At 49.9% G+C, this 23,868-nt stretch carries 19 protein-coding genes; 3 read left to right on the top strand and 16 right to left on the bottom strand.

Translation table 11 applies throughout. From position 1 onward, the window contains the following. From PJDR2_RS09065 to PJDR2_RS09035, 7 genes are all read right to left on the bottom strand, one after another. Positions 1–1,446 (bottom strand): response regulator transcription factor, encoded by a 1,446-nt coding sequence (locus tag PJDR2_RS09065; protein WP_015843367.1) that lies wholly within the window; start codon positions 1,444–1,446, stop codon positions 1–3. Positions 1,447–1,590: 144 nt separating this feature from the next. Continuing rightward, entirely contained in the window at positions 1,591–3,204 is a 1,614-nt protein-coding gene (locus tag PJDR2_RS09060; RefSeq protein ID WP_015843366.1) for an extracellular solute-binding protein, read from the bottom strand. A 117-nt stretch (positions 3,205–3,321) separates the two neighbouring features. Next, positions 3,322–4,218 carry a carbohydrate ABC transporter permease gene (locus PJDR2_RS09055; RefSeq protein WP_015843365.1) on the bottom strand — a complete coding sequence of 299 codons (897 nt, stop codon included), beginning with the start codon at positions 4,216–4,218 and terminating at the stop codon, positions 3,322–3,324. Then, positions 4,212–5,156 carry an ABC transporter permease gene (locus PJDR2_RS09050; protein WP_015843364.1) on the bottom strand — a complete coding sequence of 315 codons (945 nt, stop codon included), beginning with the start codon at positions 5,154–5,156 and terminating at the stop codon, positions 4,212–4,214. Before PJDR2_RS09050 ends, PJDR2_RS09055 begins: the two co-directional genes overlap by 7 nt. 214 nt (positions 5,157–5,370) lie before the next feature. After that, complete coding sequence (locus tag PJDR2_RS09045) at positions 5,371–6,267, bottom strand: haloalkane dehalogenase (RefSeq protein WP_015843363.1); 897 nt, start codon at positions 6,265–6,267, stop codon at positions 5,371–5,373. Positions 6,268–6,361: 94 nt separating this feature from the next. After that, positions 6,362–7,210 (bottom strand): helix-turn-helix domain-containing protein, encoded by an 849-nt coding sequence (locus PJDR2_RS09040; RefSeq protein WP_015843362.1) that lies wholly within the window; start codon positions 7,208–7,210, stop codon positions 6,362–6,364. 18 nt (positions 7,211–7,228) lie between these two features. Beyond that, positions 7,229–7,879: a MarR family transcriptional regulator gene (locus PJDR2_RS09035; protein WP_015843361.1), complete on the bottom strand. Its 651-nt coding sequence runs from the start codon at positions 7,877–7,879 to the stop codon at positions 7,229–7,231. Between the two features lie 166 nt (positions 7,880–8,045). On the opposite strand from PJDR2_RS09035, the gene PJDR2_RS09030 reads away from it, so the two are divergent. After that, complete coding sequence (locus PJDR2_RS09030; RefSeq protein ID WP_015843360.1) at positions 8,046–8,663, top strand: NAD(P)H-dependent oxidoreductase; 618 nt, start codon at positions 8,046–8,048, stop codon at positions 8,661–8,663. 48 nt (positions 8,664–8,711) lie between these two features. Here the strand turns inward: PJDR2_RS09030 and PJDR2_RS09025 are convergent, their stop codons facing one another. From PJDR2_RS09025 to PJDR2_RS09000, 6 genes are all read right to left on the bottom strand, one after another. Beyond that, complete coding sequence (locus tag PJDR2_RS09025; protein ID WP_041613384.1) at positions 8,712–9,758, bottom strand: glycoside hydrolase family 88/105 protein; 1,047 nt, start codon at positions 9,756–9,758, stop codon at positions 8,712–8,714. Positions 9,759–9,814: 56 nt separating this feature from the next. After that, positions 9,815–11,476 (bottom strand): ABC transporter substrate-binding protein, encoded by a 1,662-nt coding sequence (locus PJDR2_RS09020; protein WP_015843358.1) that lies wholly within the window; start codon positions 11,474–11,476, stop codon positions 9,815–9,817. A gap of 37 nt (positions 11,477–11,513) precedes the next feature. Continuing rightward, a complete protein-coding gene (locus PJDR2_RS09015; RefSeq protein ID WP_015843357.1) occupies positions 11,514–12,413 on the bottom strand; it encodes a carbohydrate ABC transporter permease in 900 nt (299 codons plus the stop codon). Between the two features lie 72 nt (positions 12,414–12,485). After that, positions 12,486–13,451 (bottom strand): ABC transporter permease, encoded by a 966-nt coding sequence (locus tag PJDR2_RS09010; RefSeq protein WP_015843356.1) that lies wholly within the window; start codon positions 13,449–13,451, stop codon positions 12,486–12,488. Positions 13,452–13,696: 245 nt separating this feature from the next. Then, positions 13,697–15,964, bottom strand: coding sequence for an AraC family transcriptional regulator (locus PJDR2_RS09005; protein WP_015843355.1), 2,268 nt, complete (start codon positions 15,962–15,964; stop codon positions 13,697–13,699). A gap of 236 nt (positions 15,965–16,200) precedes the next feature. Beyond that, positions 16,201–18,258 (bottom strand): beta-galactosidase, encoded by a 2,058-nt coding sequence (locus PJDR2_RS09000; protein ID WP_015843354.1) that lies wholly within the window; start codon positions 18,256–18,258, stop codon positions 16,201–16,203. A gap of 117 nt (positions 18,259–18,375) precedes the next feature. On the opposite strand from PJDR2_RS09000, the gene PJDR2_RS08995 reads away from it, so the two are divergent. Together PJDR2_RS08995 and PJDR2_RS08990 are read left to right on the top strand one after the other, a co-directional pair. Next, positions 18,376–19,203 carry a helix-turn-helix domain-containing protein gene (locus PJDR2_RS08995; protein ID WP_015843353.1) on the top strand — a complete coding sequence of 276 codons (828 nt, stop codon included), beginning with the start codon at positions 18,376–18,378 and terminating at the stop codon, positions 19,201–19,203. Positions 19,204–19,221: 18 nt separating this feature from the next. Continuing rightward, entirely contained in the window at positions 19,222–20,091 is an 870-nt protein-coding gene (locus tag PJDR2_RS08990; protein WP_015843352.1) for a helix-turn-helix transcriptional regulator, read from the top strand. Between the two features lie 46 nt (positions 20,092–20,137). On the opposite strand, the gene PJDR2_RS08985 is transcribed toward PJDR2_RS08990, so the two are convergent. The 3 genes from PJDR2_RS08985 to PJDR2_RS08975 all read right to left on the bottom strand — a co-directional run bounded on the left by PJDR2_RS08985 (position 20,138) and on the right by PJDR2_RS08975 (position 23,832). Further along, complete coding sequence (locus PJDR2_RS08985) at positions 20,138–21,667, bottom strand: glycoside hydrolase family 31 protein (protein ID WP_015843351.1); 1,530 nt, start codon at positions 21,665–21,667, stop codon at positions 20,138–20,140. A 111-nt stretch (positions 21,668–21,778) separates the two neighbouring features. Further along, complete coding sequence (locus tag PJDR2_RS08980; protein WP_015843350.1) at positions 21,779–23,158, bottom strand: sensor histidine kinase; 1,380 nt, start codon at positions 23,156–23,158, stop codon at positions 21,779–21,781. After that, a complete protein-coding gene (locus PJDR2_RS08975) occupies positions 23,155–23,832 on the bottom strand; it encodes a response regulator transcription factor (protein ID WP_015843349.1) in 678 nt (225 codons plus the stop codon). Before PJDR2_RS08975 ends, PJDR2_RS08980 begins: the two co-directional genes overlap by 4 nt. Positions 23,833–23,868: the final 36 nt, after the last annotated feature.

Raw genomic sequence — 23,868 nt, 5'->3', positions numbered from 1 at the left:
TTAACTGCTTTTTCTGAATTTAGAAGGCGTTATCCCGCAATGCTTTTTGAAAACTTTATTGAAATAGTAGTATTCCACATACCCGGTCTGAATGGCGATCTCTTCGATCGACAGATCCGTTTTCTTCAATAGCTCACGGGCTTTCTTAATCCTGAGCTCCGACACGTATTCGGAGAAGGTTTTGCCCAGATTTTTCTTGAATAACTGGCAGCAATAAACTTGATTAATGTAGAACTGGGCGGACAAATCCTTCAAATACAACTTCTGTTCGTAGTGGCTGTCGATATAGGCTACCATCCGGTTAAAGCAAGATAAAATGTCCCCTTCCTGCAAGGAGCGGCTGTTCCCTTGCGTAATGGAAGCGAGGACGTCATGCAAAAAGCTGCACAAAGACTCGAAGTGTTCGAATCGTTCCTTAATCTCCGAATAATTAAGGAATTCCATTTCCATATCCTTCAATTCCTCGGCATAGGCGTTTATAAGAATCCCAACGGCCTGGTTCCATAGGTAAACAACCTCACTCATGCCGAGATGCTGATCTTTAAAGTAAGCCTGCAGCCCGTTGATGTACGCCTCCATGTCGTCAAATCGGTTCCCCTGAATGATCCGGTAAATTTCATCGATACATGGCTTCACCAAATAAACCTTCGGCTCGTAATGAACGACGCTTGCGCCATCGTCCAAAAAAGCTTGCGAGGCTGACAGATCTGCTTCTTTAATCAGCTTGCCCATATTCGTTAGCTGGCTGGAAATGCTGCTGATGCCCACCGTATTCATGCCGGTATTTTTCACGGCTAATTCATCCCGAAGCTCTTCAAGGCAATCTTTATTCTCCGCCATCAGAACGATCAACCTTTTATTTGCTCCGGCTTCTACTTCCACAGCAGTAACCGGCTTTCCTTCCAAAGTAAACAGCTTTCCGAAATCCTTGTTGTCGCCTTTGAAATCGATGGAAAGCACTTGGTAATAACATACAGCGCCGCAATCGGGAAGCGGTAAATAACGCTTTATCTCGTCCTCGTTGGGCGAGGTCAGGGCATCCAGAAGAAGCTGGTTGCGTGCTGCGCCTCTCTTGGAGAAATGCATGGCAAGCTCCGCTATAAACGAATCAGCCATATCTACGTCCAAAGGCTTCAGGAAATAGTTAAGCGCGCCGTAGCGCAGCGCTTCCTGCGCATATTTAAATTCCGCATATCCGCTAACGATGACAAACTCAATGTCCAGATCATGCGATTTGGCTCTCTTCATAAGATCAAGCCCGGAAATATCCGGCATGCGTATATCCGTAAATACCAAGTCAGGTTTCTCTGCTAGAATAGCATCCCACGCTTTGTAAGCGCTTGTAAATTGGCCTATAATTTCAAAACCGTATTTATCCCAGTCAAAGGCGTTTCGAATTCCTTTAATCGCCCACGACTCATCATCTACAATCATGACCTTGTACATGGGAATCCTCCTGAACATGTGGGTTTCTCCAAATATATGGATTCTCCGAATATAGCAAATCTGTTCGGGAATAACAACCGAGCAAAATACGGATAAACCATGTTGAAGAGCAATCGATGGCTTATCCGTATCCTATGAATTGAATTACTTGCTGCTTCCTTTAATTTCTTTGTAATGCTTCACATTCTCATCTTGAACGGCCTGACCGCCAGCGTCCATATATTCTTTCACTAACTTATCGTATAAGGCGTCAAATTCTCCCGGCTTGGCAACGATAAGCCTATCCATCATTTGCTTGTTCATATCTCCGAGCGTTTTGCCGTACTTGATGCTAGCTTCGTTCGGAACCCCATAGTAGAAGCCGGTAAAGCCGTCTGTCGTATTAATCTTATAGGAATCAACAGCCATCTGCTCATAAGCCTTATCTCCGGTTGCCAAGGCTGCCGCGTACGTTTTGACATTCTTTTCGGTATCGCCCAGCTCCGCACCGTTTACGACCAGCGTATAATCCAGATTGAGATTGCTCATTTGCATATTTTCGCCGGTTTGCGCAATTCCTTGCGGGATGCCGTCTACCATGTTGTGGTTGACGCCTTCTTCGCCGAACTGCAGGAAGAACAACACTTCCGGATCAGCCATCCAGTTCAGATACTTCATGGCCAGCTCCGCATTTTTGCTGCTTTTCGGGATGAAGGAGAAAAGTCCGTTTTCATTATACGTTTCTTTTATATATTTCCCTTCTGCGTTCTTGAAGGTATCGATAGGAACATAGTTCGCATCCGGCGCATTTTGTTTCAGCGGCTCGCGAATTTTTGCAGTAAGCGCATAATCCCAGTTCGCCCCATAGAAGCCTACCTTGCCGTTGGTTACATCCGCATCCGCTTGCTTAGCCGTTTTGTCTAAAGCAAAGTCGGGGCTGATCAGCTTTTCCGAGTAGAGCTTATTCAGCCATTTATACGCATCCTTGTTACCGGGCTTCAGCCAGTTGGTGGTGGTAACGAATTCCTCCTCCGACATTGGGCCCCAGAAGGATGGAACCAGGTTGCCGAACGTATAGTTCATGCCGGCAGCCGCAGTCGCCCACGGAATGACACCATTTACATTGCCAGGGTTCTTGTCGCGGAAGGCAACGAGCGTATCGTACAATTCATCCTTATTAGTTGGAACAGGAAGTCCCAGCTTATCGAGCCAATCTTTACGGATGAACAAGCCGTTCCAGGCAAGCAAAGTCCGCTTCGCCGGGATGGAGACTTGTTTGCCCTCATATTTCCCGTAGTCAAGAACGGTATCGCCGAGATAAGCTTTCAATTGCTGGCCATCCTTCTCGAGCAATTCGTCCAGAGTATAGAGACCTTTGTTTTTGGCAAAGCGAGTTACGGTGGTTCCATCGTAGGTGAAGGAAATATCGGGAGCTTCGTTGGCTGCCATGAGCACATTCAGCTTGTCGACTTCCTGGGAACGAGGCACCGTAACATATTTTACAATCGCATTATTGGGCTTGCCGAATTTCTCATTAACATATTTGGTCCACGTGTTGTTGCTCAAGTCCGGCTGTCCCTGAATACCTCTGTCGAATACTTCCACCGTCAAGGTTACAGGATTACCCGCAGGCGCTGTTGATGCTGCAGCGTTAGATGACGTTGCGTTTGACGGCGATGCATTGCTGTTGCTGTTGTCTTTCCCGCAGCCTGCCGCTACGCTGGCCAGAATCACTGTACTAAATAGAATTGCTGCTTTCTTCTTCATTCCCGTATTCACTTAAAACCACCCTTTCAGATATCTATCATACAATCATTCAACCTCTTGCAAACATCCTCGCATCCATCTTCCGCCAAGCCCGGGAATCACCCCTCTCATTCTTAATCCGTATCCTCATCAGCCCTTGATAGCCCCCGTCATCACGCCATCTACGAAATACTTCTGCAGTTTGGGATAGACGAGCAGGATCGGGATGGTTGTAAACATAACGCTCGCCGCTTTCAGAGATTCCGGCACGATGTAGGCGCCGGCGCCCCCTTCTCCGCCTTGCTGGCTGTCCAGCTGTTGATTGGCCGAGATGATCTGGTACAGCTTCATTTGCATCGGATACAAATTTTTGTCCGTAATATAGAACAGCGCATCCTGAAATCCGTTCCATCTGTCCACCGCATAGAAGAGGCTTAACGTGGCGATCGAAGGCAGCGACAGCGGGAGCACAATCTTCATAAGAATGCCCAGATCCGAACAGCCGTCAATCGCAGCCGATTCTTCCAGACTCTCCGGAAGGTTGTTGAAAAACGTCTTGAGAATGATTAAGTTAAACACGCTCATCGCGCCCGGCAAGACCAAACTCCACACCGTATTCATCATGCCGAGGTTTTTAACCAGTATATAAGAAGGAATCAGGCCGCCGCTGAAATACATGGTGAAGACCAGTGCGGACAGGATAAAGTTTCTTCCCATCAGCCGTTTCTTCGTTAACGGATACGCTCCGCAAATGGTCAGGAACATACACACCACGGTGTAGAGTACCGTAAGCAGAATACTGTAACCAAGCGTATACAGCATCTCCACGTCGCTTAGGATCGTTTTGTACGTTTCCAGCGTGAAGCCTACCGGCCACAAGCCTACTTTTTGCGAAACAATCGCTTCGTTCGAGCTCAAGGAAAGCGCAATCATATAAAGGAACGGAACGATACAGGTGAAGCATAACGCCACGATAAATACGATAATCACGATATCCGCTACGCTCATTTTTTTCTTTTGTCCTATACTGCTCGCCATACTCACCATATCCCATCCTCACCCAATTTCTTCGCGATATAGTTAGCAGCAATCAGCAAGATCAGGCCAACGACGGATTGGAACAATCCGACCGCTGTTGCCTGGGAGAAATCCCCCGAGCTAATACCAACTCTGTATACGAATGTACTGATAACATCGGAGTAATCGCTAACTAGCGAATTACCCATAACGAACGGACGATCGAAACCGATGGAAACCATTCTGCCAATCTGGAGAATGAGCAAAATATTAATCGTAGACTTAATGCCGGGCAGCGTAATATGCCATACCTTGCGAAGTCTGCTGCAGCCGTCAATATCCGAGGCTTCATACAATTCCTTGTTGATCCCGGTCATGGCAGCCAGATAGATGATCGTCCCCCATCCGATATGCTGCCATACGCCAACGGAGATATAAGTGACTAACCAGGGCACCTTCTGCGACAGAAACTCGATCTTCGCGAATCCGAGGTTTGCCAGGAACGTATTGACCATACCGCTGTTGGAGAACATCAGATAGACCATGCCGCCTATAATAATCCAGGATAAAAAGTGAGGCAGATACAACACGGTTTGCGTTATTTTCTTGAATCTTGCCATTCTCAATTCGTTAAGCAGAATAGCTAGAATAATCGGCGCCGGGAATCCAGCTATTAAGTCATAGACATTCAGAGCCAGCGTATTCTTGAGCGCACGGTAAAAGCTGTCCTGCTGGAAAATGAATTGGAACACATCCAGTCCAACCCACTCACTCCCCTTTATTCCCGCAAAAATGTTGTAATCCTGAAAGGCCATAATTACGCCGTAGATTGGGGCATACTTGAAGATCAAGATATATGCAAAGGGCAGCAGCAGGAGAGCGTATAACCATTTGTCTCTTTTGATATTGTGCAGAAATTTGTTTGGCTTCTTTTGTGAAGCGTAGTCTTGTTCTAAAACCGCTTTCATTTCTCTCATCCCTCCGGCTGTATTAAGGAGCTCTCATGTTTTCATTATAGCTACCGGGGAAAATTAGAAAATGTACTCATTTAAATGAATTTGGTAATAACTTAAATGGTTGAAGAACTACATCCATATAGAAAAGAAAAAGCACGCCACCGGGGGCGTGCTTCTTCTTTATGTTGCTTGGCGTCATTCTCCTTAATATCTGGCTGAGGATTCGTTAACGAGACAATGTTCCCGCCCAGCGCTGCAGCTCCTGTCCGATAACATGAGGATTTTCCTCCAGCAAATGATGGAAGCCTTTGCCGATCGGGAACAGCGTGAGGTTCTTCAGATGCTCCCGGCACCACGCCATTTGCGGCTCGCGGATGGTGCAGCCTGGATCGGCATAGAATAGAATTTTCGGAATTGGCGTCTGCGTAAACCATTCATTTCGCAGCTCAACCGCCTTCGCAACTTCATCCGGCTTGCCTTCGATCGGAATCTGATTAGGAAATACCCACGATGGCTTACGGCTGTCCGGCACCCGAAAAGGCTCCCGGTAAAATTCATGCTCTTCGACAGTAAATGTCCGGTTAATGATAATATGGGGCATGCCCTCCACAAACACGTTATTGTCCCGCATAAACGGCCAGCCCTCTTCCGGGTCACGAAGCTTCTGGAATAGCTCGGCTGATTCGGCTGGCGTAAAGGCCTCCCAGTCCGGGCAAGGATACAGTGCCTGAGGCTCGAGCATCGCAACGGCTGTCACGTTCTCAGAATGACTCCCGGCATATTGCAGGCCAATCGCCATTCCCCAATCATGTCCAACGATGATGATATCCTTCAAGCCCAATTGTTCAATAAACTTGCTGACATAATCCACTTGTTCGAGAAACGTATAGCCGATATCCGGCTTTTCCGACCGGCCCATGCCAATCAGATCTACGGCGATGCAGCGCCCCAGCTTGTCCAGATAAGGAATGAGATTGCGGTACATGTAAGACCAGGTTGGATTGCCATGCAGCAAGAGAATGGGATTTCCGCTCCCCTGCTCGATATAATGCAGGTTGTGTCCGTTAACGTTCAGATAGCGGGATTCAAAGGGATAGTCTGCACGGATAGTCATATTTGTCATAAGCGATACTTGCTCCTTTTGTCTTTTTCCTCATCATACTCTTCTTAGAAAAAGACGCATTGTAATAATGCGACAAGTATCCGCCATTCATGCCTTATTGATACATATTTTGCTCTAGTAATGATTCACCTTCGTTAAAGGTCTTGGATAATTCAGGCTGTGCCTCGTTTTGGAAGAACTGCTCCGGCGTGCTCCCGGCATAAGCCTTGAAGTCCTTGGCAAAATGGGCATGATCCGTATAGCCGCAGGCCTCTACGATATCCAGGTAATCATAGCCGGATTTCCGCAGCCGAATCGTATGCTGAAACCGGATAATCGTGGCGAACTTTTTGGGCGATGCCCCGATTACCGCATTGAATTTGCGCTCGAGCGTTCTTCTGCTGACATATGATTCTGCTACCAGCTGCTCCACGTTAACCTTCCCCTCCCGCCGGATCATTTGAAAGGCAATTTGCTGAATCAGACGATCTTCTTCTCCCTCTCTTAAGACAGTCAGGAAGAATCTCTCGACAATCGTTACACGCTCTTGAGCAGAACTCGCATAAGCAAGCTGCTCCTCCAGCAGAGCAACATGCTTCAGAGGGAAGATATGCTCCAGCTCCACATTCAAATCCTGAAATTCGTGAACGGGATAACGGGTAAAACGCGTTAATCCGCCAGGCTTGAACCGGACGATAATCGTACCGATGCTTCCCGTGCTGACATATTCTTTTGGGGTTGTCTGCAACCCCGTAAGACCGCTTGTTCCCATCTTATGGGTTAGGCCGTTCTCGATTCTCAGCATAGGCTTTCCGTATTGAATGCCGATCACAATCATCGAGGTCGGCAGCACCTTAACCGGATTCCGGTTGGCAAAGTTATGCGGGTTGAAGTCCTCTTGAACAAGGAAGCTGTCTATATAGGGGTCAAGCGGTGGGGTTGGCGTAAAAGGCAACAGCAGCATCGGTCGATCTCCTCCTCTCTACTCCAAAAATGCGATCTGAATGATCTCCTTCGCCTTCTTCAGCTGACGATCGTCCAACTGCTGCAGCAGCCCTAGTACCTCCCCCATAGCACTAGTCTCCTGAGGGGCTTCCGCCTCCTGCTGCTCCACCTCATCCCCAACCCATGAGGTTTGTACCGTATCCTTCATGCATTGCACCAGAAACTTCATCTGCTCGACGTTATATTTGCCTAGAAATTTCCGGACATTTTGCCCGATATGGGCATGCAGCCGATTATGGATGTCATAAATTCGTTGTCCCAATGGGGTTAAGGTGAACCACACCTCTTTTTTATTGTCCGGCAGGCTTTCGCTTTGAATCACTTCTTGTTCAAGCAGCCTTCTGGTGAGCTTGGATATGCTGCCTCTCGGAATGCCGAAATGCTTCGAGATTGCGATCCCGTTTACCGGCTGCATCTCGCCAATCGCATCAACGACATGCAGCATAATGATTGTTGACTCCTTCAGAAACTGAATAACCTCGTGGTCGTTGGTTTGAGCCATCATCCAGCGTTTTTCTTCATCCTCGCCTTCCGACTGGAACCTCTTCTGTATGAGACCTACCTGAACAAGCATGTCGTTCAGCAGGATTTCCTTCTCCATTTCTTTATCTGCAGCGGAATGTCCCATCCCTCATTCGCTCCTTTTAGTCAACTGTAGCCAGTATAACAATGATTGGACGCCAAATAAACATCTAGAGAAACATTATTGACTTCAGGGAAACAAAATAATATGATTGTTTCCATCGAATCTATATTGATTCTTAAAATTCATTTCATTGTCGAGGTGATCCTTCATGAACGTTGTTATTGTATTTGACCATCCCTACGGAGCTGCCGCATCGGAAAATGTTGTTCACAACAGAAGCTACTCTGCCGCGTTATTAGCAGCTGTTAAGCGAGGCCTGACCACGAGCGGCCATCATATCGATCTCATTGATTTGCACGCCGACGGCTTTAATCCCGTTACATCAGCCGAGGATCTTGCGATGTGGCGGCAAAGACAAACAAACGACCCGCTAGTGCTTCACTATCAGCAGCGCCTTATGGCGGCTGATCATATGATTTTTATTTTCCCGATCTGGTGGGAGGCCATGCCGGCTTTGACAAAAGGCTTTATCGACAAAGTGTTTGTGAAAGGCGTGCTGTTCGATGAAGGAAAAGGCGGCCGGCCCTTTTATAGCCTGATGCCCAAGCTGAAGCAGGTTTCTCTATTGACGGTTATGAGTACGCCAAACGTGGTATACAAGTGGATTTTCGGCAATCCGATCACCAAGATTTTATTCCGGGGGACCTTCCGCAAGATGGGGATTCACAAGCTGAAATGGTATAACTACGCGGGTATGGAGCACCGCGGTATGGAGAAACGTCGGCAGATCCTGCTGAAGACGGAAAACAGATTTGCCCGGCTATAAAGAAGTGAAAAAAGAAAAAACCGCAAGGGCTCTTAAAGCCCTTGCGGTTTAGCCCTGCTTACTATTCTCGTTCTCGATAACGGCGGCAAGCAAAGCTAGCGCCAGCCCTTGCCCCCAGCCTTGCGCCCATTTCTTGCCGATGCTGAGATAGCCGTCAATATCGTTCATAACGGCCGTTCCGCCGGATACGTTTAATACTCTACCGCTAGACGTAATGTTGGCAAGAACGCCGTCCAGCGCCTTCTGCACATACTTGCCGTGCAGCGGATTGTTCTGCGTAACCATCGCAGCGGCAATCCCTGCGGTCGCCGAGACTTCACCATAGGCTTCCGGATAATCGAGTACCGTTCCCCAGAGACCATCCTCCTTCTGCAGTCTCTTGATCGCGGCAAGCTGGTCTCGCAGAGAGCCCCAAATATGCATCATTGGCGGATACAGATAACCTTCCGGCACTCCCCTTGCCGCCCGGGACATCGTATACGCCGCCCAAGCATTAGCGCGTGCCCAGTACATGCCGGACATATGATCCTTGTTGATATGATTGTAGCCATGATACCATAAGCCGTCTTCCTCATCCTGCAAGTAATTGATATGCCAATAAAATTGATGAAGGGCATCCTCAATCAGATCCTTGCGGCCTTGCATGACGCCTACCCGCAAAAGAAAATAGGCGGCCATAAACAAAGTATCCGCCCAGCACTGCTCCGGGAAATCATTTTTCGAGGATACGGTGTGCTGCAATACCCGGTCGCCAAAGCGCAAAGCTTTATTTTCAAGATAATCGACCTTGCTCATAATGATATCGAGATATTTCCGATCCTGCGTATGCTCGTACAAGGTGAGCAGCATATGTCCCATCGCGCATGTATTAACCGTCCAGCCCGGAAGGCCAACTTCTATATATTCATCCACCCAGGAAGCCATCCGTTCCAGATAAGCTTTCTCTCCCGTTACTTCGTACGCCCGGCTTACCCCGTAAAAGGCAACTCCGCCCGGCCAATCCCAGGTCAGATCCATGCCAAACGTATAATCCGCCACTTGTCCGACGATTTGCTTCAAATCGATTGCCGTTGCATCCAGCTTCACGGTCTTCATGCCTCCCCATATCCAAAGCCCCCGCTTTCGCAGGGGCCCGAACGTTATTTTAGAGATTACTTAAATTGGCCTGCGTCGATCGCTTTTTGCTTCTCATCGAGAATTTCCTGATAGCCGGCATCCAGATACGTTTTCTTCGCATCCCCATAGACTTTGTCGAACTGATCCTCCGGAGCCAGAGCCACCTTCACGTACAGCTCCTGGAAGAGCGAGTTCAGATCGGTTTTGTACTCGTTTACTTTCTCAAGGACAACGCTGAACAGAGCATCCGGCGTACGGAATTCCGCTAACTTCTCAAAATTATTCAGCACGTCTTCAGCAAGGTTCTCGTAGCCGGGAGGCGACCAATTTTGCAAGTAGGCTTTGCGCGTTACAGCCGGATCCGTATATTGCACAACTTCACTGACGAGTGCGAAATAGTCTTTATTGTTGTTCTGGGATAGTACAGCTTCCCCTTTGTAATCCGGATTCTTAACGGCAAGACCGTCTGCATCCAGCGTATAGTTCTGACCTTCAACACCGTTCTGGAGGTAGAACAGGTTCTTCGGCTGGCTCATCCATTCGAGGTACATCCATACAGCGGCACGTTCCTCATCCGTCGATTCATAGTTGATCCCCATAATCAAGCCGAATGGCCAGTATGCACGGCCTTGCGGCTTGTTGCCTTCCGGAACTCCAGCCGTACCTGGAAGCACTGCAAATTGTGCATCCGGATTGTTCTTCAATGTAGCAGTCAGAACGTCGGTGTTGCTAGCGAGATAGAAGCCGTATGTGCCTGTTTTGCCTGCAACGAATTCCGCTTTCGTCTTCGCATCGTCATTGCGCAAATAGAATTCTTTGTCGATCAGCCCATGATTGTACTGGTAGTTCAGGTTTTTCAGGTACTTCTCTGTTTCCTTCGTAGTCAGGTCCGCTACGCCAAGATCGGAATACAGCGCGCGGTATTTCGGGTCAATCGGCCAATCACGGAAGGCATAGTTGAAGGTATAGTTATTCTGCAAGAGGGCTGCGCCGGCAACCCCAAGTCCAGCCGCCTTCCATTTCTCTAACATTTCGTTATATTTCTCAAGGGAGGTCAGATCCTCCACTTTCATGCCAACCTTCTCCACCCAATCTTTGCGGATCAGCGTGGTGAAGTTATCGGCTGGCGGACGCTGTGCAAAGAAGAATACGTTTTTGCCGTCTACGACACCGTATTGCTTGATTGTCTCGCTCATATTTTTCCAGTAAGTAGGCGCGTAGTTGGCGATTTCATCGTAGTCCAGCTCCTGCATGACATCCTCGCCGTAGTAGGCAAGCGCTTGCGGCATATCGTAGTGGAAAATAATATCCGGTGCTTTGTGCGAAGCAAGCAGCTGCTCATAGTCCGTAACTTCGCTGTTTCTTGTGATCGGCACGAATTTTACGTCGATATTGTACTTATCGCCGAATTCCTTCTGAATCCAGCGCGTATAGTAGTTGTCGGAGACGTTCCAGCCTTCGAAAGCGCGTTCATAAACCGGGATCTGAAGAGTAACCTTCTCCGGGAAGCCTTTCGAATAATCCGGATACTTGCTTGCCGGACTATCGCTTGGCGTATTGCTGGCTGTATCGCTTGCGGAAGGAGAAGGTTCGGTAGAGCTCTTTGTATTCGAATTGTTGTTATTCGTGCAGCCCGACAAAATGCCGAATACCACAAACAAAGCCATAAACATGGATACCATATTTTTTTTGCTCATTGCTTGTTCCCCCAATTATTAATTTTCGTATTCGAGGTTATTCCTTCACGGCCCCAAGCATAACGCCTTGGACAAAATACTTCTGGATAAACGGGTACACGCAAATAATGGGAAGAGTCGCGAACACCACGCAGGATGCTTTAAGCACTTCGGGATTACTGAGCGATACCTGAGTCGCTTCCAGCTGGAAGCTTTCGCTCGCTTGAATAACCAGGTAATACAGCTTCAGCTGCAGCGGCCGCATATCCACGTTTTGCTTGATGTAAAACAATGCGTCTTGGTACGTATTCCAGCGCCCAACCGCATAGAAGAGAGACAAGGTTGCAATGATTGGTTTGGACAGCGGCAGCACAATGCTGACAAGAATCCGGAAATGTCCGGCTCCGTCAATCCTAGCCGATTCCTCCAGACTGTCCGGTATGCTGCTCGACAGCGCCGTCTTCATGATCAGCAGGTTAAAGGCGCTGAAGGCCGGCGGCAGGATAATAGACCACATGGTGTCCAGCAGCCCCAGGTTGTTAACCAGCAAATATTCGGGAATGATACCGCCGCTGAAATACAGGGTGAAAATAAAGATGAAGGTCAGCACGGTACGTCCCTTTAATTGTTTACGGGATAACGGATACGCGGCGCATATGGTAATAATCATTCCAATGATTGTGAACAGCACCGTCACCATGACCGATACATACAAGGAACGCAAAATACTGTGATCCGCGAAAATCTTCTTGTATGCTTCCAAAGTAAACCCTTCCGGCCAGATGAAAACTTTATTCGCAATCACAAATGCGTCTTCGCTTAAAGATTTGGATACGACATGCAGAAAAGGCAGCAAACAGGCAAGCGAAGCGAGGATGATAGAGAGGTGGATCAGCACATCCCAAATATCAAACCGCCTTCTGCGATGAACAGCAAGTGCGCTGTTAGAAGCTTTCATGGTTCACCTCTCCTAAAAAGAATTGCCACGTGTCTTTGGTTTGGTGGAAATTCTTGCTTCGTAAGCATAAGCCTATAAAATTCCGTCCTCGCCAAGCTTCTTCGCAATCCGGTCCGCGGCAAGCACAAGCACAAGTCCGATGACAGCCTGGAATAATCCAAGCGCCGTTGCCCGGCTGAAGTTGCCGCTTTCAATCCCCCAACGGTACACCAACACGGGAATCGTAACCGTGTATTCCGTCGTAGCCTTGTTTTGCAGGGCAAATACGCGCTCGAACGAGCCCTCCATGACTTTGCCTAGATTCATGATAAGCAAGGTAACAATCGTTACGCGGATCGATGGCAGCGTCACGTTCCATACCTTCCTCCAGCGCCCGGCGCCGTCAACGATGGCTGCTTCGTACATTTCCGGGTTGATGCTGCTGATCGAGGCAAGGTAGATGATCGTTCCCCAGCCCATGCTCTGCCAGACGCCAATCGCCAGATAACTGATCAGCCAATTGGTATCATCCTGCAGGAACGGAATCCGGTCGCCGCCCATCATGGCAATGAGATTATTGATCGCGCCGTTACTCTCGCTAAGCAGCTGGTAAGCAATTGCTCCGATAATAATCCAGGATAGAAAATGCGGCAGATACAGCAGCGTCTGATTCACGCGTTTAAATCTTACGCCTCTTACCTCGTTCAGCAGCAGGGCCAGCACAATCGGCATCGTAAAGCTGAACAACAGATCAAGACTGTTAAGCAGAAGCGTATTGCGTACGGCGCGGCCAAAGTCATGCTTGGCGAATATTTCCTGGAATACTTGAAAGCCTACCCAGTCGCTGCCCCAAAATCCTTTGGCAATTTTATAGTTTTTAAATGCAAGTATGAGGCCTGACATCGGTGCGTACTTGAAGGTCAGTACAAAAGCCAGCGGAATCATTAACAGTGCATAGAGCTGCCAATCCCGCCGAAGATAATACGTCATTCCTCGTCTGTTTAATCCGAGATTTTTTAAAGCGGCTTCATTTTGCTGTGAAGCGCTTTCAATTTTCACATTCTCACCCCCTCAGCAATTATCTTTCCCCGGCCCTTGTGCTCGCCTCAGACATCGTCCGTGGCTGACATCATCATACCTCCGGCATTTCCGAACGGTAAATCTTGAGTATTGATTCTCTCTGTCATTTTTGATTGCGAATGCATCATTTGTGCTTATCCGGCGCGGTTTTTGATCAAATCTGATAGGTATGAGCAAAAATAAAAGCTGTCCTGCAGGCGGCATGACAGCTCTCATTTTTTCGCTTACGATGTCTTGGATCTCGATGTCTTATAGCTGCTTGGCGGCATCCCTTCATACTTGCGGAAAAACCGGTTAAAGCTTTGAACGTTATAGTAGCCCACTTCGGAAGCAATTTGCGTTATCGTCATTTTTGATTCCACAAGCAGCTGCTTCGCCTTCTCGATCCGTAATTGATTCATATAATCGATGAGGCTTTTGCCGGTTAATTCATACACGATCTTCCGCATATAGGAATAGCTGATGCCAATCTCCTTCGCCATCTCCTCGAACACGATTTCCTTGCGGAAATGTTCCTCCAGATAACGAATAATTCGTTCGCCGTGATTCGCTTCTCCCGTACTCCGCTCCAGATGCTGAACAATCTCGGTAAAGAAATCGCGCAGATAGTTCTCCAGCTCGTCAATCGTGTCGGTGGAAGCAATCGCCGAGTAGATATTTCCCCGTCCGGAGAAAATCCGCGAAGTGCTGATGTTATTCTCCCGGAGATGACGGATGGTAACGCCAATCAACTGGTTGTAGATAAACAGGATATTGTCATAGGAAACGTGAGAATCGGAATGAATTTCGGCCCGGATACTCTCCAGTTCCTTCAGAATGCTGCCCAGGTCGGCACGCTCCAGGAAATTCACGATACGCCGTTCGCTGTTTGTCGGGTAAATGTATTTCTTGCCGCGGTCTTCATCAGGCTTCCAGTAAAAAATACAACCGCTCCCTTTAATCATGCGGTGTTTGATTGCATCCGTTGCCTCCGCAACCCGCTCGGGGATCGACTCCCTGAATTCCGTCTGGCCGCTGACTCCGGTCGTAACCGAATGTCCAAGCAGATCAAGCGCCGTATCCCGGATTTGAACAAGCGCAGCCTTTATTCCTTGAAGCCCGTTCTCCATCTCTTCCTGTCCGTAGTTGATCACAAATACGAAGCAGCCGTCGCCTTGATAAATTCCCCGGGCATACAGGTCTTCCGGGAATAAGCTCTCGCATTTCGAGAGCAGAAGATAACGGTGGAAGCTGCGGGTCTCCGGGTTATTCTTGCTGACGTATCTCCTGTACCTGTCAATGGAGACAACCGCAACGGTATAATAGGGCTCGGGGAACATCTCCGCAATCTGTTTCTTCACTTCGCCGCGCAGCAACTGATGAACCGATAAGCTTCGTGTATCCTGCTCCCGCTCCTGAAGCAGCGTATGCAAGCCTTCCTCCTCTTCCTGCATCCGCCTGAACGCCGACTCCAGGAAGACCAGCTCGTTTTTGTTCGTGCCGCCGAGATTGCTGCGTTCGCGCATCGTCCTGACAAGCCTCCGGACCGGCTGGGACAACCAGGTGGCAAGTAGAACGGCAAGAATAGTGCCAGCGATGATGATTATACCCGTAATAAAAATAATGCCCTTCTGAAGGTTATACGTCTTCGTCATTAACTGATCCATCGAATAAATATTTACGTTCCACCAGCCGAGCTGCTCCGAGCGGGACCAGGTATACAGCAGCCGTTCGCCGTTTAATACATGGTAGGCATATCCTTCCCTTTTGCTATTACTTAGGATTTGCTTGATAAACGGCTGCTTATTGCCGTCTGTCAGAAGCAAGGACTTGTCATTATGCGAAATAATCGTGCCGTCGGATTTCAGGAGCATAAAGCCTTCCGAACCAGGCTCAAAGGATCTTAAATAACTGGCAATCTGGCTCTCCTTCAAATTCACGACAATCGTTCCCCGCGTAGTCGTTGACAGGCGGTTTAACGGCAAAACATAGGATACGACCTGCATGCCGGACTGCAATTGGCGGGGGTACCAGACGCCACCGATTCCTCTCCTGCCGGCAAGCGCCTTGTCCATCCAATCTACCGGTTCGTAACGGTCCAGCGTTGTAATTCCCCGGTCGGTAGAGACCACGTAATCCGCTTCATCAAGCAGGAAATAAGTAGAGTATACGCCATCCACGCGGTGGTTCAGACTCGCCAGCTCACTTAGTATTCTTAGCGCGCTGGACACATCGCTATAATCCGAATTAAGCGCCGAATACGTCCTGAAGCTGCGGATCCGGTCAAATATATTCGTGCCGGCCAGCTGGACCGCATCCTGCGCTAGATTGCTCAAGGCATTCTCGTTAAGCTCCCTGTTTGCAATAAGCCCTTCAAGCGAGGTGTTCGCAATTGCGCCTTCCGAGTAACCCACGATTTGCGTACCGCTGTACCAGGTCAGAATGGCAGTAGGAATAGCCATGACACAGATCAGAATCAGCATCAGCTGAAGCATCATGGGAAATCGTTTCATCCGCCCGTCCTCCTATCGTTTCTCATAATAGCCTTGGAGTCCCTCTAAGCTGGATTTTTTGTAAGCGCTTTAAATTTGTTATAAAAAAATACCGAACCAACTATCAATCTTGGATAATTATACACTATAAAGAACTGCTGGGTCTATTTCCCTATTTGGATTTTCACTATAAAAATAAGCCAGCCGTAGAAAATGCGGCTGACTTATTTTTGAACCGGAGCATTTACGCCGCAGTTCTATTCCCGATTAACCTTAATGATCTGCACGTCATAGCCTTTAAGCTCTGTTGTGCCGCCTTGAACGCTGGCGCCAGTAAGCAGATCAATCCCGGACTGCTCTCGGAGCGTAACCGTAACGGCATCCGCATTGTGATTAAGCACAAACAGATAATCCTGGCCGTCTTTGGAGCGGATCGTTGTCTCCACGCCTTCCGGCGTGCCGGAAACCAGCGGTTTGATGCCGCGGGAAGCGCATAGCTGAGGCAGCCAGTCCTGCAGGAAGGCTTCTTCCGGACTTGTCGCCAGGTACCAGGCTTCGCCTTCGCCAAACTTGTTAACCGTTAGAGCAGGCATGCCGCGGTAGAAATCATCCCCGTATACGGCCTTTACTTCGGCGCCTTCCGAGTGAATCAGATCGCAGAGCATGCCGCACTCGTATTCCGCCTGAGAGCCAAGCATGTTGTCCGACAGAACAATCCGGTTGCGCTGCGAAGGAAGCAGGGCATCAATCTCTTCCGCCCAGATGCCAAGCAATTTGCGCAGCTTGCCCGGGTAACCGCCGAGCGTTACCAGATCGGTCTCGTTTACGATACCGCTGAAGTAGGTTGTAATAACCGCGCCGCCGGCAGCCGTATAGGCTTCCAGCTTCTCCGCCACGCCATCCTTCACCATGTACATGACCGGCGCGATAACCAGGTCGTAGCCGCTGAGGTCCGCTTCTACGCTGACCACATCGGCCGCAATGCCGGCACGGTATAGCGCATCATAGAATTTATGAGCTTCATTCACGTATTTAAGAGCAATGGACGGACCGCTGGACATCTCAATCGCCCACCAGTTTTCCCAATCGAACAGGATCGCAACCTTTGCTTTCACTCTCGCATCCAGCAAAGTATCTCCCAGCTTCCCGAGCTCCGCGCCAAGCTCCGCGCATTCGCGGAATACGCGGGTATGCTCGTGGCCGACATGCTCGATAACCGCGCCGTGATATTTCTCGCATGCCCCGGTCGAACGGCGAAGCTGGAAGAACAGGATCGTATCCGCTCCGCGCGCAACGGCCTGGTAGCTCCATAAGCGCATAACGCCCGGACGCTTAAGCGAGTTGTACGGCTGCCAGTTCTGCTGGCTTGGCGTCTGCTCCATCAGCATAAACGGCTGGCCGTCCTTCAGGCCTCGCATCAGATCATGCATCATGCCGGTATAGCTGTGCGGCGTATCGAAGCGCGGGTAGTTATCCCAGGATACAACGTCCATGTGCTTCGCCCATTTATGATAATCCAGCTTTTTGAAAGCGCCCATCAGGTTGGTTGTAACCGGAATATCCGGCGTAACCTTCTTGACCGCTTCGTACTCCAGCTTATAGCACTCGAGCAGGCTGTCCGAATGGAAACGCATGTAATCGAGCGACAGACCTTGGAAGTTTGTCTCCGTCCGGCCGTTCGCGCCGTACCATTCCTCGCTGCGGCCGCTTGGCAGAACGATATCTTCAAAGTCGTAGAAAATATGGCCCCAGAATGCCGTATTCCAAGCTTTGTTCACTTCTTCAATCGTTCCGTAACGATCCTTAAGCCATACTCGGAAAGCCGCTTCGCAATTGTCGCAATAGCAGTTGCCCGCGCCGCCGTATTCATTGTTGATATGCCAGATGAGCAGAGCCGGGTGATCTTTGTACCGCTCGGCAAGCTTCTCGGCCATGCGCACCGAATACTTGCGGAAGGTTGGGCTGTTCGGACAGGAGTTATGGCGGCCGCCAAACTTGCGTTTGTTGCCGTTGAAATCGACTTGCAGCACATCCGGATATTTACGGGCCATCCACGCGGGATGCGCTGCCGTGCTTGTAGCCAGACAGACGCCAACGCCGTCCGCATGAAGCTTGTCCATCATCTCGTCGAGCCAGCCGAAATCGTAGGTATCCTCATCAGGCTGGTTTTTTGCCCAGGCAAATACGTTAAGCGTTGCCACATCGATTCCGGAAAGCTTGAACATCCGTAAATCCTCGTCCCAGACTTCCTTCTCCCATTGATCCGGATTATAGTCACCGCCGTACCAGATTTTCGGTTTTTTCGCATTTATCATCTTGTCACACCTCTTCGTATATGATAAAACTGCATTATCTTCTTCTATTGTAAGCCTTCACATTACTGTAACCTATATAAAATTAATGATTTTGCATATAAAAATATGGAGGTTCCAATGATGCGACGAGTCGTTCCCGCCTTCCCTTCGGAACCGCTGCCCTTGCAGCTCGAAACGATTGGCTTTAACCCTGATCAGGAGACCTTGGACAGACCGGAAGGCTATCCCTATTTCCATTGGCTCCAAACCTTGGAAGGTGAAGGCGAATTAACGGTTAGCGGTCAAACCTGGAAAATGAATGAGCGCTCCGGCGTCCTTCTTGCCCCGGGCACGCCACACCGTTACGAGGCCAGAAACGGCTGGTGGCAGACGGGTTATATTACGTTTCGCGGAGGTATGGCTGCCAGTATCGTGCAGTCTATCGGCTGGGGAAGCGCCGAGCGCTTCCAATGGGAGGCCGGCAATGACCGGATTAGCGATCAGCTGTTTAAAATGCTGACCTTTGCCGAATCCGGAAGCGATCCATCCGGCTGGCAGTCGTCGGCCGATTTGTACCAATTCCTGACGCTCCTTCGGACCAATGCCCGAACGGATAACCGCCCGTCCATGTCCAAACGGCTGGAGCGGATTCAGGGGCTGCTGGCCTGGCTGGAACAGCATTTTGCCAACCCTGAGATCGGATTGGCCGACATGGCCGCGCAGCTTGGCATCGGCGAGAGGCAGCTGAACGAAAGATTCCGCGAGCTGTTTGGCCAAACGGCCTATTCGTATCTCATTCAGCTGCGGATCCGGAAAGCGAAGGAATGGCTGCCTTCCCGGCCGGACTGGACCGTGCGCCGCATCGGCGAAGCGGTAGGCTTTCGCGACGCGAGCCATTTCGTCTCCACCTTCCGCCAAAGGGAAGGCATGACGCCGGAAACTTACCGGAAGTTGTATGGACGTTAATATTTAGGAGGGATCCGCATGAACGAACAGGCATCCTTTGCGTTTCGAAATGACGACCCGTCTATTCTGACGCTGGACTCTATCGGCTGGCAGAGCATTCAGAACCCCGATTACAGCTTTACGGGCGATGAACGGCCGGACTTTGGACATGTCATTTTTCAATATACCCTAAACGGTCTAGGCTATATCGAATACGAGCAGCAATGCATACCGCTGCCGAGGGGAACCGGATTTCTCGTCAAAGTTCCTAGTAAACACCGGTACTTTTATAAAAGCGAAGACGAACCCTGGGAGGTGCTTTGGCTCAATCTGAGCGGCGATGAAGCAAGCCGGATCTGGGATCTTGTTATCGCGCAGGAAGGACCGATTATCCGGCGGGATCCGAACTCCCCGATTATTCACGCATTCCGGAAGCTCCTCCGGTCGATTGCCGAAGAGAAGATAACGGATAAATATCAGCTGTCCGCAAAGGTCTATGAATGGATGATCGCTTTGGTGCAGACGAGCAGGGAAGTCAGCCGGGAGATTAGCACAAGCTCCAGCAGCCTTATTCAACGGGCGAAGGATTTTATGAAGCAGCACTATGCGCAGCCGTTAACCTTAGACCAGCTGGCCGAGCATTGCGGTGTCAACAAGTATCATTTATGCCGGTTGTTCCAGAAGTCGGATCAGACTTCGCCGCTCGCTTATTTGCGGGACCGGAGAATGGAGGCTGCCGTCGCTTTGCTTAGAACAACGGAGCTTCCCGTCCAGACGATAGGCGAAATGTGCGGCTTTGAAAATTCAAGCTACTTCGGCAAGGTATTTCGGGAGTATATGTCGATGACCCCCAAAGAATACCGGATGAAAAAGATCGAGTTTCCTTATGACGCCATCTATTACGAATGAAAAAAGGTACAAGCCGTGTTCAGAACACATGCTTGTACCTTTATGGTTATTGACGGCGGTACCAGGGCAGTCTGGACAGCGGCGCTTCGACCCGGGCTTCGCATGGTCCAATGACTTCGCTGCCGTCATCGCCTAGCCAGGTTCCCTCCGGAAATACGATTCCGCGCGACACCGCCCCTTTCTCCAAAACCGGAGCGACTAGAATATGATCCCCTAGCAAAAACTGATCGGTCACCTGTTCGAATCCTCCCTCCGGAAACACGTACGCCATATGCCGCATGATCGGCTCTCCGGTCTCGGCAGCCAGTCTGACCCATTTGGCAATCTCCGCTCCCAATCGGGTATGCAGCCCCGCTGCTTCGATGCAATACTTCAGATGAGTCTCGTCGAGCACCCTCCACGGGGCCGTGGAGAACTGCATCATCGGGAACAGCGCGGAGCACTGCGCATAACGCACAAACAATTCCCCATCCACCTTGAAGTCTGGCCGGATCAGATCCTCATATTGCCCGCCGCCAACCATGTCCGGACAGTTGAACGCATAACCGCTTAATCCTTGCGCAAGCCCGTTCGGAATTAAGGAAGCCAGACCGTCGCCGTCCCAGCTGTGATTCTTGTCGCTAAGACGCTGGACTAGCGGCTGGCCTGCCAGCTTCCAGCATGCGCGATATTCATTAAACGGATAGTGAAGGCCAAGACGTGCCCAAGATTCGCATTGTTCATTTGGCGTTGACGGCCGTGAGCCGACATCCGTCTTCTTATAATATTGAGGGTCTCCGGCATCCAGCTTAAACCCGTCTATCCCGTAAGCTTCCGTTAAATGATCCAATTGCTGCTTAAACCAGCTCACGGCGTCTTCATTGATGCCGTCCAGAATGGCGCTATAGCCGTTCCACCACTGACGGACAACCGGACTTCCGTCAGCCTCCCGAAGCAAATAGCGCTGCTTGTGCAAATAACGGAATACTTCTCCATCCGGACTAATGAACGGACATACCCACAGCAAGACGCGGAAGCCAAGCGAATGCAGCTTGCCGACCATCGCTTGGGGATCGGGAAACCGACCAGGGTGAAACGCAAGCGTACCGTAATCCTCATGCCAATTATCGTCAATCATCATAATTCCCGGCGGAAAACCGTTCGCAACAATGGCCTCCGCATAAGCAAGCACCTTGTCCTGTGTGGGATGATAGCTCATCTCCATCCAGGTGTTGTATTGGGGAACCTGAAAGAACAACAAATCCGGATAAGTGCCGGAAGGAGGGAAATAGGTCTTGGAAGCATGCTGAAACGCATCCCGCAAATGCTTGCCGCTTTCTTCGACTTTAATCGTCCCTTCTATTCCTTCAATAATAAGCTCGTTCCCTTCCAAGGAAAATCGAAAAGGCTCCTCCGACCAGACGGATCTCCCCTTGCTGGAAACAAGCAGGGTATTCGCTTGATTATAACCGGCATCGCCATATAGATCGCGCTGAAAAGCCATACGGCCAAAGGGCATCCGTATACCGTCGGCAACGGCACCGCCCCACCAAAATTCTTCTTTCAATAAAGGAATCTTGATTAATGCAGAGTACATTTCACAGCCTCCTGTACGTAAATCAATGTATTTCTATAACTACATTGATCTTACATCCAGCCGTACAGGACAACAATCTTAAACTATTGCAGCAAACTATAAGGATATTGACTATTCGGGTATACGCACCCTAAACGTCGTCCCCCGTTCAAACCGGCTGTCCGCTTCAATCGTCCCGCCATGGAGCTGGACAATTCTTTGCACTATGGACAAGCCTAGTCCGGTGCTGCCGGAACGGCGGTCTCTGGCACTGTCTCCGCGGTAGAAGCGGTCGTAGATATACGGAAGCTGATCTTCAGGAATACCGTCTCCCGTGTCGCGGACCGTCACTATGCAAGCTCCGTCCTCCTGCTCTGCCGATACATGGATGGAGCGGCCGCCCGGAATATGCTTCACGGCGTTGGACAACAGATTCGTCCACACCTGCATGAGCAAAACTTCGTCTCCGTAGATACGAAGCTTGCCGGGTACGGCAACCCTGATCGCAATTTCCTTCTCCGTCAGCTGCCATTCCAGAAGCTGAACCGCCTGCCGGAGCTGCGGCTTCAGGAGGAAAGGCTGCTTGCCCGGCGAATAACCGGAATGATCCAGCGTCGAGAGCAGCAGCAGCTGGCGGCTTAACGCCGCCAAATGCCGGGTCTCTTGTCCGATGATAGAGGCATAATGACGGATCCGCTCCGCATCGTTGATATCCTGGTGAACCAAAGAATCGGCATAACCTTGTATAGAGGCCAGCGGAGATTGAATCTCATGCGAGACGTTCGCCACGAATTCCTTTTTGGACCGGTCGGAACGCTCCAGCTCGTTGCTCATCGCCCTGAAATGTCTGGCGAGCTGCCCGATCTCATCCTTCCGCTTCACCGGGATTTGAATATTATATTGGCCTTGCGCCACCTTTTTTGTCGCTTCCGTCAGACGAATGATCGGCTGAACCAGATAACGCGCGCTTAACAGAAAATACGGGAAGCTGAGCAGCACGGTCAGAATAAACATAACGAGGAAAAACATCCGCAGTTCATCGAAATGCACACGGCTGTCATGCCGCAGAAATAAGGCGTACCGCTCGGCATCAGCCCGAACGGATACGCCTACGGTATTGCTCAATGCATTGTCGAAGTAACCGGTCTCAAACGCTTTATTCGGATATTCCGCCACGCCATGATAGTTGCCGCCGTTTAATACCCGCTTCTTATCGGCTTCCTTTAAATCCAGCTTCGAGAACGGCCTCCCGAAATATAGGCCGTTACCCGATGCATCATAGACGTAAATTTGATAACCAAGCCTAGCCGAGCTGTTCAAATAATCGCCCATTCCGCCCGGATGCAGACGGATATAGTCCCGGAGCTGTTCGGCCGTCCCCATTAATTTGGCATCGGCATGCGGCTTCTGGGCCCAATGATAATACGCCGTTGCCGCATAATAGCCTAGAAGGGAGCTGAGAGCAATCGAATAAACGATAACAATGAACACTCGGACATACAGCGATCTCATGCGGACGGGACCTCAAGCTTGTAGCCGATGCCTCTTATCGTATGAATAACAAACCCGCGTTCGGTTTCCGGGAACCGTTTGCGGAGCCTTTTAATATGTACGTCAATCGTTCTCTCGTCGCCATTGTAATCCGTTCCCCATATAATGCGGATCAGCTCGTCCCTGGAGAATACCCGCCCCGGATATTCGGCCAGCTGCGCAAGCAGCTCGAATTCCTTGAGCGGGAGCATTTGAACCTCTTCTCCGTCTACGATCTCGTAGTTTTTCCGGTCGATAATAAGCTGATTCAGCCGGATTTTATCGCTGGATGCAAGCGAGTATCGTCGGAACAACGCCTTCACCCGGTACAAAATTTCCGGCAGCTCGAACGGCTTCGTGACATAATCGTCGGTACCGCTCAGGTACCCCTGTTCTTTGTCGCTTAGTTGATCCCGGGCGGTTAGCAGAATAATCGGGATATCGTAGTTTTTTCTCGTAAATTCGCATAAAGTCAATCCGTCTACAATGGGCAGCATAACGTCCAATATGGCAAGATCTACAGGTTGCTTCTCTAGTACGGCAATCGCTTCCAGACCGTTCTGCGCTTCCAGAACGCGATAGCCTTCCCGGGTCAAATAATGACCAAGCAGCGTGCGGGTATTGGAATCATCGTCTGTTATGAGCAATTGTTTCATCGGTTTCTCTCCCGCCTCCCATGCCGGCGTCTATCC

Source organism: Paenibacillus sp. JDR-2, from assembly GCF_000023585.1.
GTDB lineage: Bacteria > Bacillota > Bacilli > Paenibacillales > Paenibacillaceae > Pristimantibacillus.
Note: the sequence above shows the minus strand (reverse complement) of the source record. Positions and strands in the feature narration are given on the sequence as shown.

Coding starts and splice junctions, on each gene's coding strand:
- PJDR2_RS09065 (WP_015843367.1), bottom strand. CDS start 1,446: ATGTACAAGGTCATGATTGTAGATGATGAGTCGTGGGCGATTAAAGGA.
- PJDR2_RS09055 (WP_015843365.1), bottom strand. CDS start 4,218: ATGGTGAGTATGGCGAGCAGTATAGGACAAAAGAAAAAAATGAGCGTA.
- PJDR2_RS09050 (WP_015843364.1), bottom strand. CDS start 5,156: ATGAAAGCGGTTTTAGAACAAGACTACGCTTCACAAAAGAAGCCAAAC.
- PJDR2_RS09045 (WP_015843363.1), bottom strand. CDS start 6,267: ATGACAAATATGACTATCCGTGCAGACTATCCCTTTGAATCCCGCTAT.
- PJDR2_RS09040 (WP_015843362.1), bottom strand. CDS start 7,210: ATGCTGCTGTTGCCTTTTACGCCAACCCCACCGCTTGACCCCTATATA.
- PJDR2_RS09035 (WP_015843361.1), bottom strand. CDS start 7,879: ATGGGACATTCCGCTGCAGATAAAGAAATGGAGAAGGAAATCCTGCTG.
- PJDR2_RS09030 (WP_015843360.1), top strand. CDS start 8,046: ATGAACGTTGTTATTGTATTTGACCATCCCTACGGAGCTGCCGCATCG.
- PJDR2_RS09025 (WP_041613384.1), bottom strand. CDS start 9,758: ATGAAGACCGTGAAGCTGGATGCAACGGCAATCGATTTGAAGCAAATC.
- PJDR2_RS09020 (WP_015843358.1), bottom strand. CDS start 11,476: ATGAGCAAAAAAAATATGGTATCCATGTTTATGGCTTTGTTTGTGGTA.
- PJDR2_RS09015 (WP_015843357.1), bottom strand. CDS start 12,413: ATGAAAGCTTCTAACAGCGCACTTGCTGTTCATCGCAGAAGGCGGTTT.
- PJDR2_RS09005 (WP_015843355.1), bottom strand. CDS start 15,964: ATGAAACGATTTCCCATGATGCTTCAGCTGATGCTGATTCTGATCTGT.
- PJDR2_RS09000 (WP_015843354.1), bottom strand. CDS start 18,258: ATGATAAATGCGAAAAAACCGAAAATCTGGTACGGCGGTGACTATAAT.
- PJDR2_RS08995 (WP_015843353.1), top strand. CDS start 18,376: ATGATGCGACGAGTCGTTCCCGCCTTCCCTTCGGAACCGCTGCCCTTG.
- PJDR2_RS08990 (WP_015843352.1), top strand. CDS start 19,222: ATGAACGAACAGGCATCCTTTGCGTTTCGAAATGACGACCCGTCTATT.
- PJDR2_RS08985 (WP_015843351.1), bottom strand. CDS start 21,667: ATGTACTCTGCATTAATCAAGATTCCTTTATTGAAAGAAGAATTTTGG.
- PJDR2_RS08980 (WP_015843350.1), bottom strand. CDS start 23,158: ATGAGATCGCTGTATGTCCGAGTGTTCATTGTTATCGTTTATTCGATT.
- PJDR2_RS08975 (WP_015843349.1), bottom strand. CDS start 23,832: ATGAAACAATTGCTCATAACAGACGATGATTCCAATACCCGCACGCTG.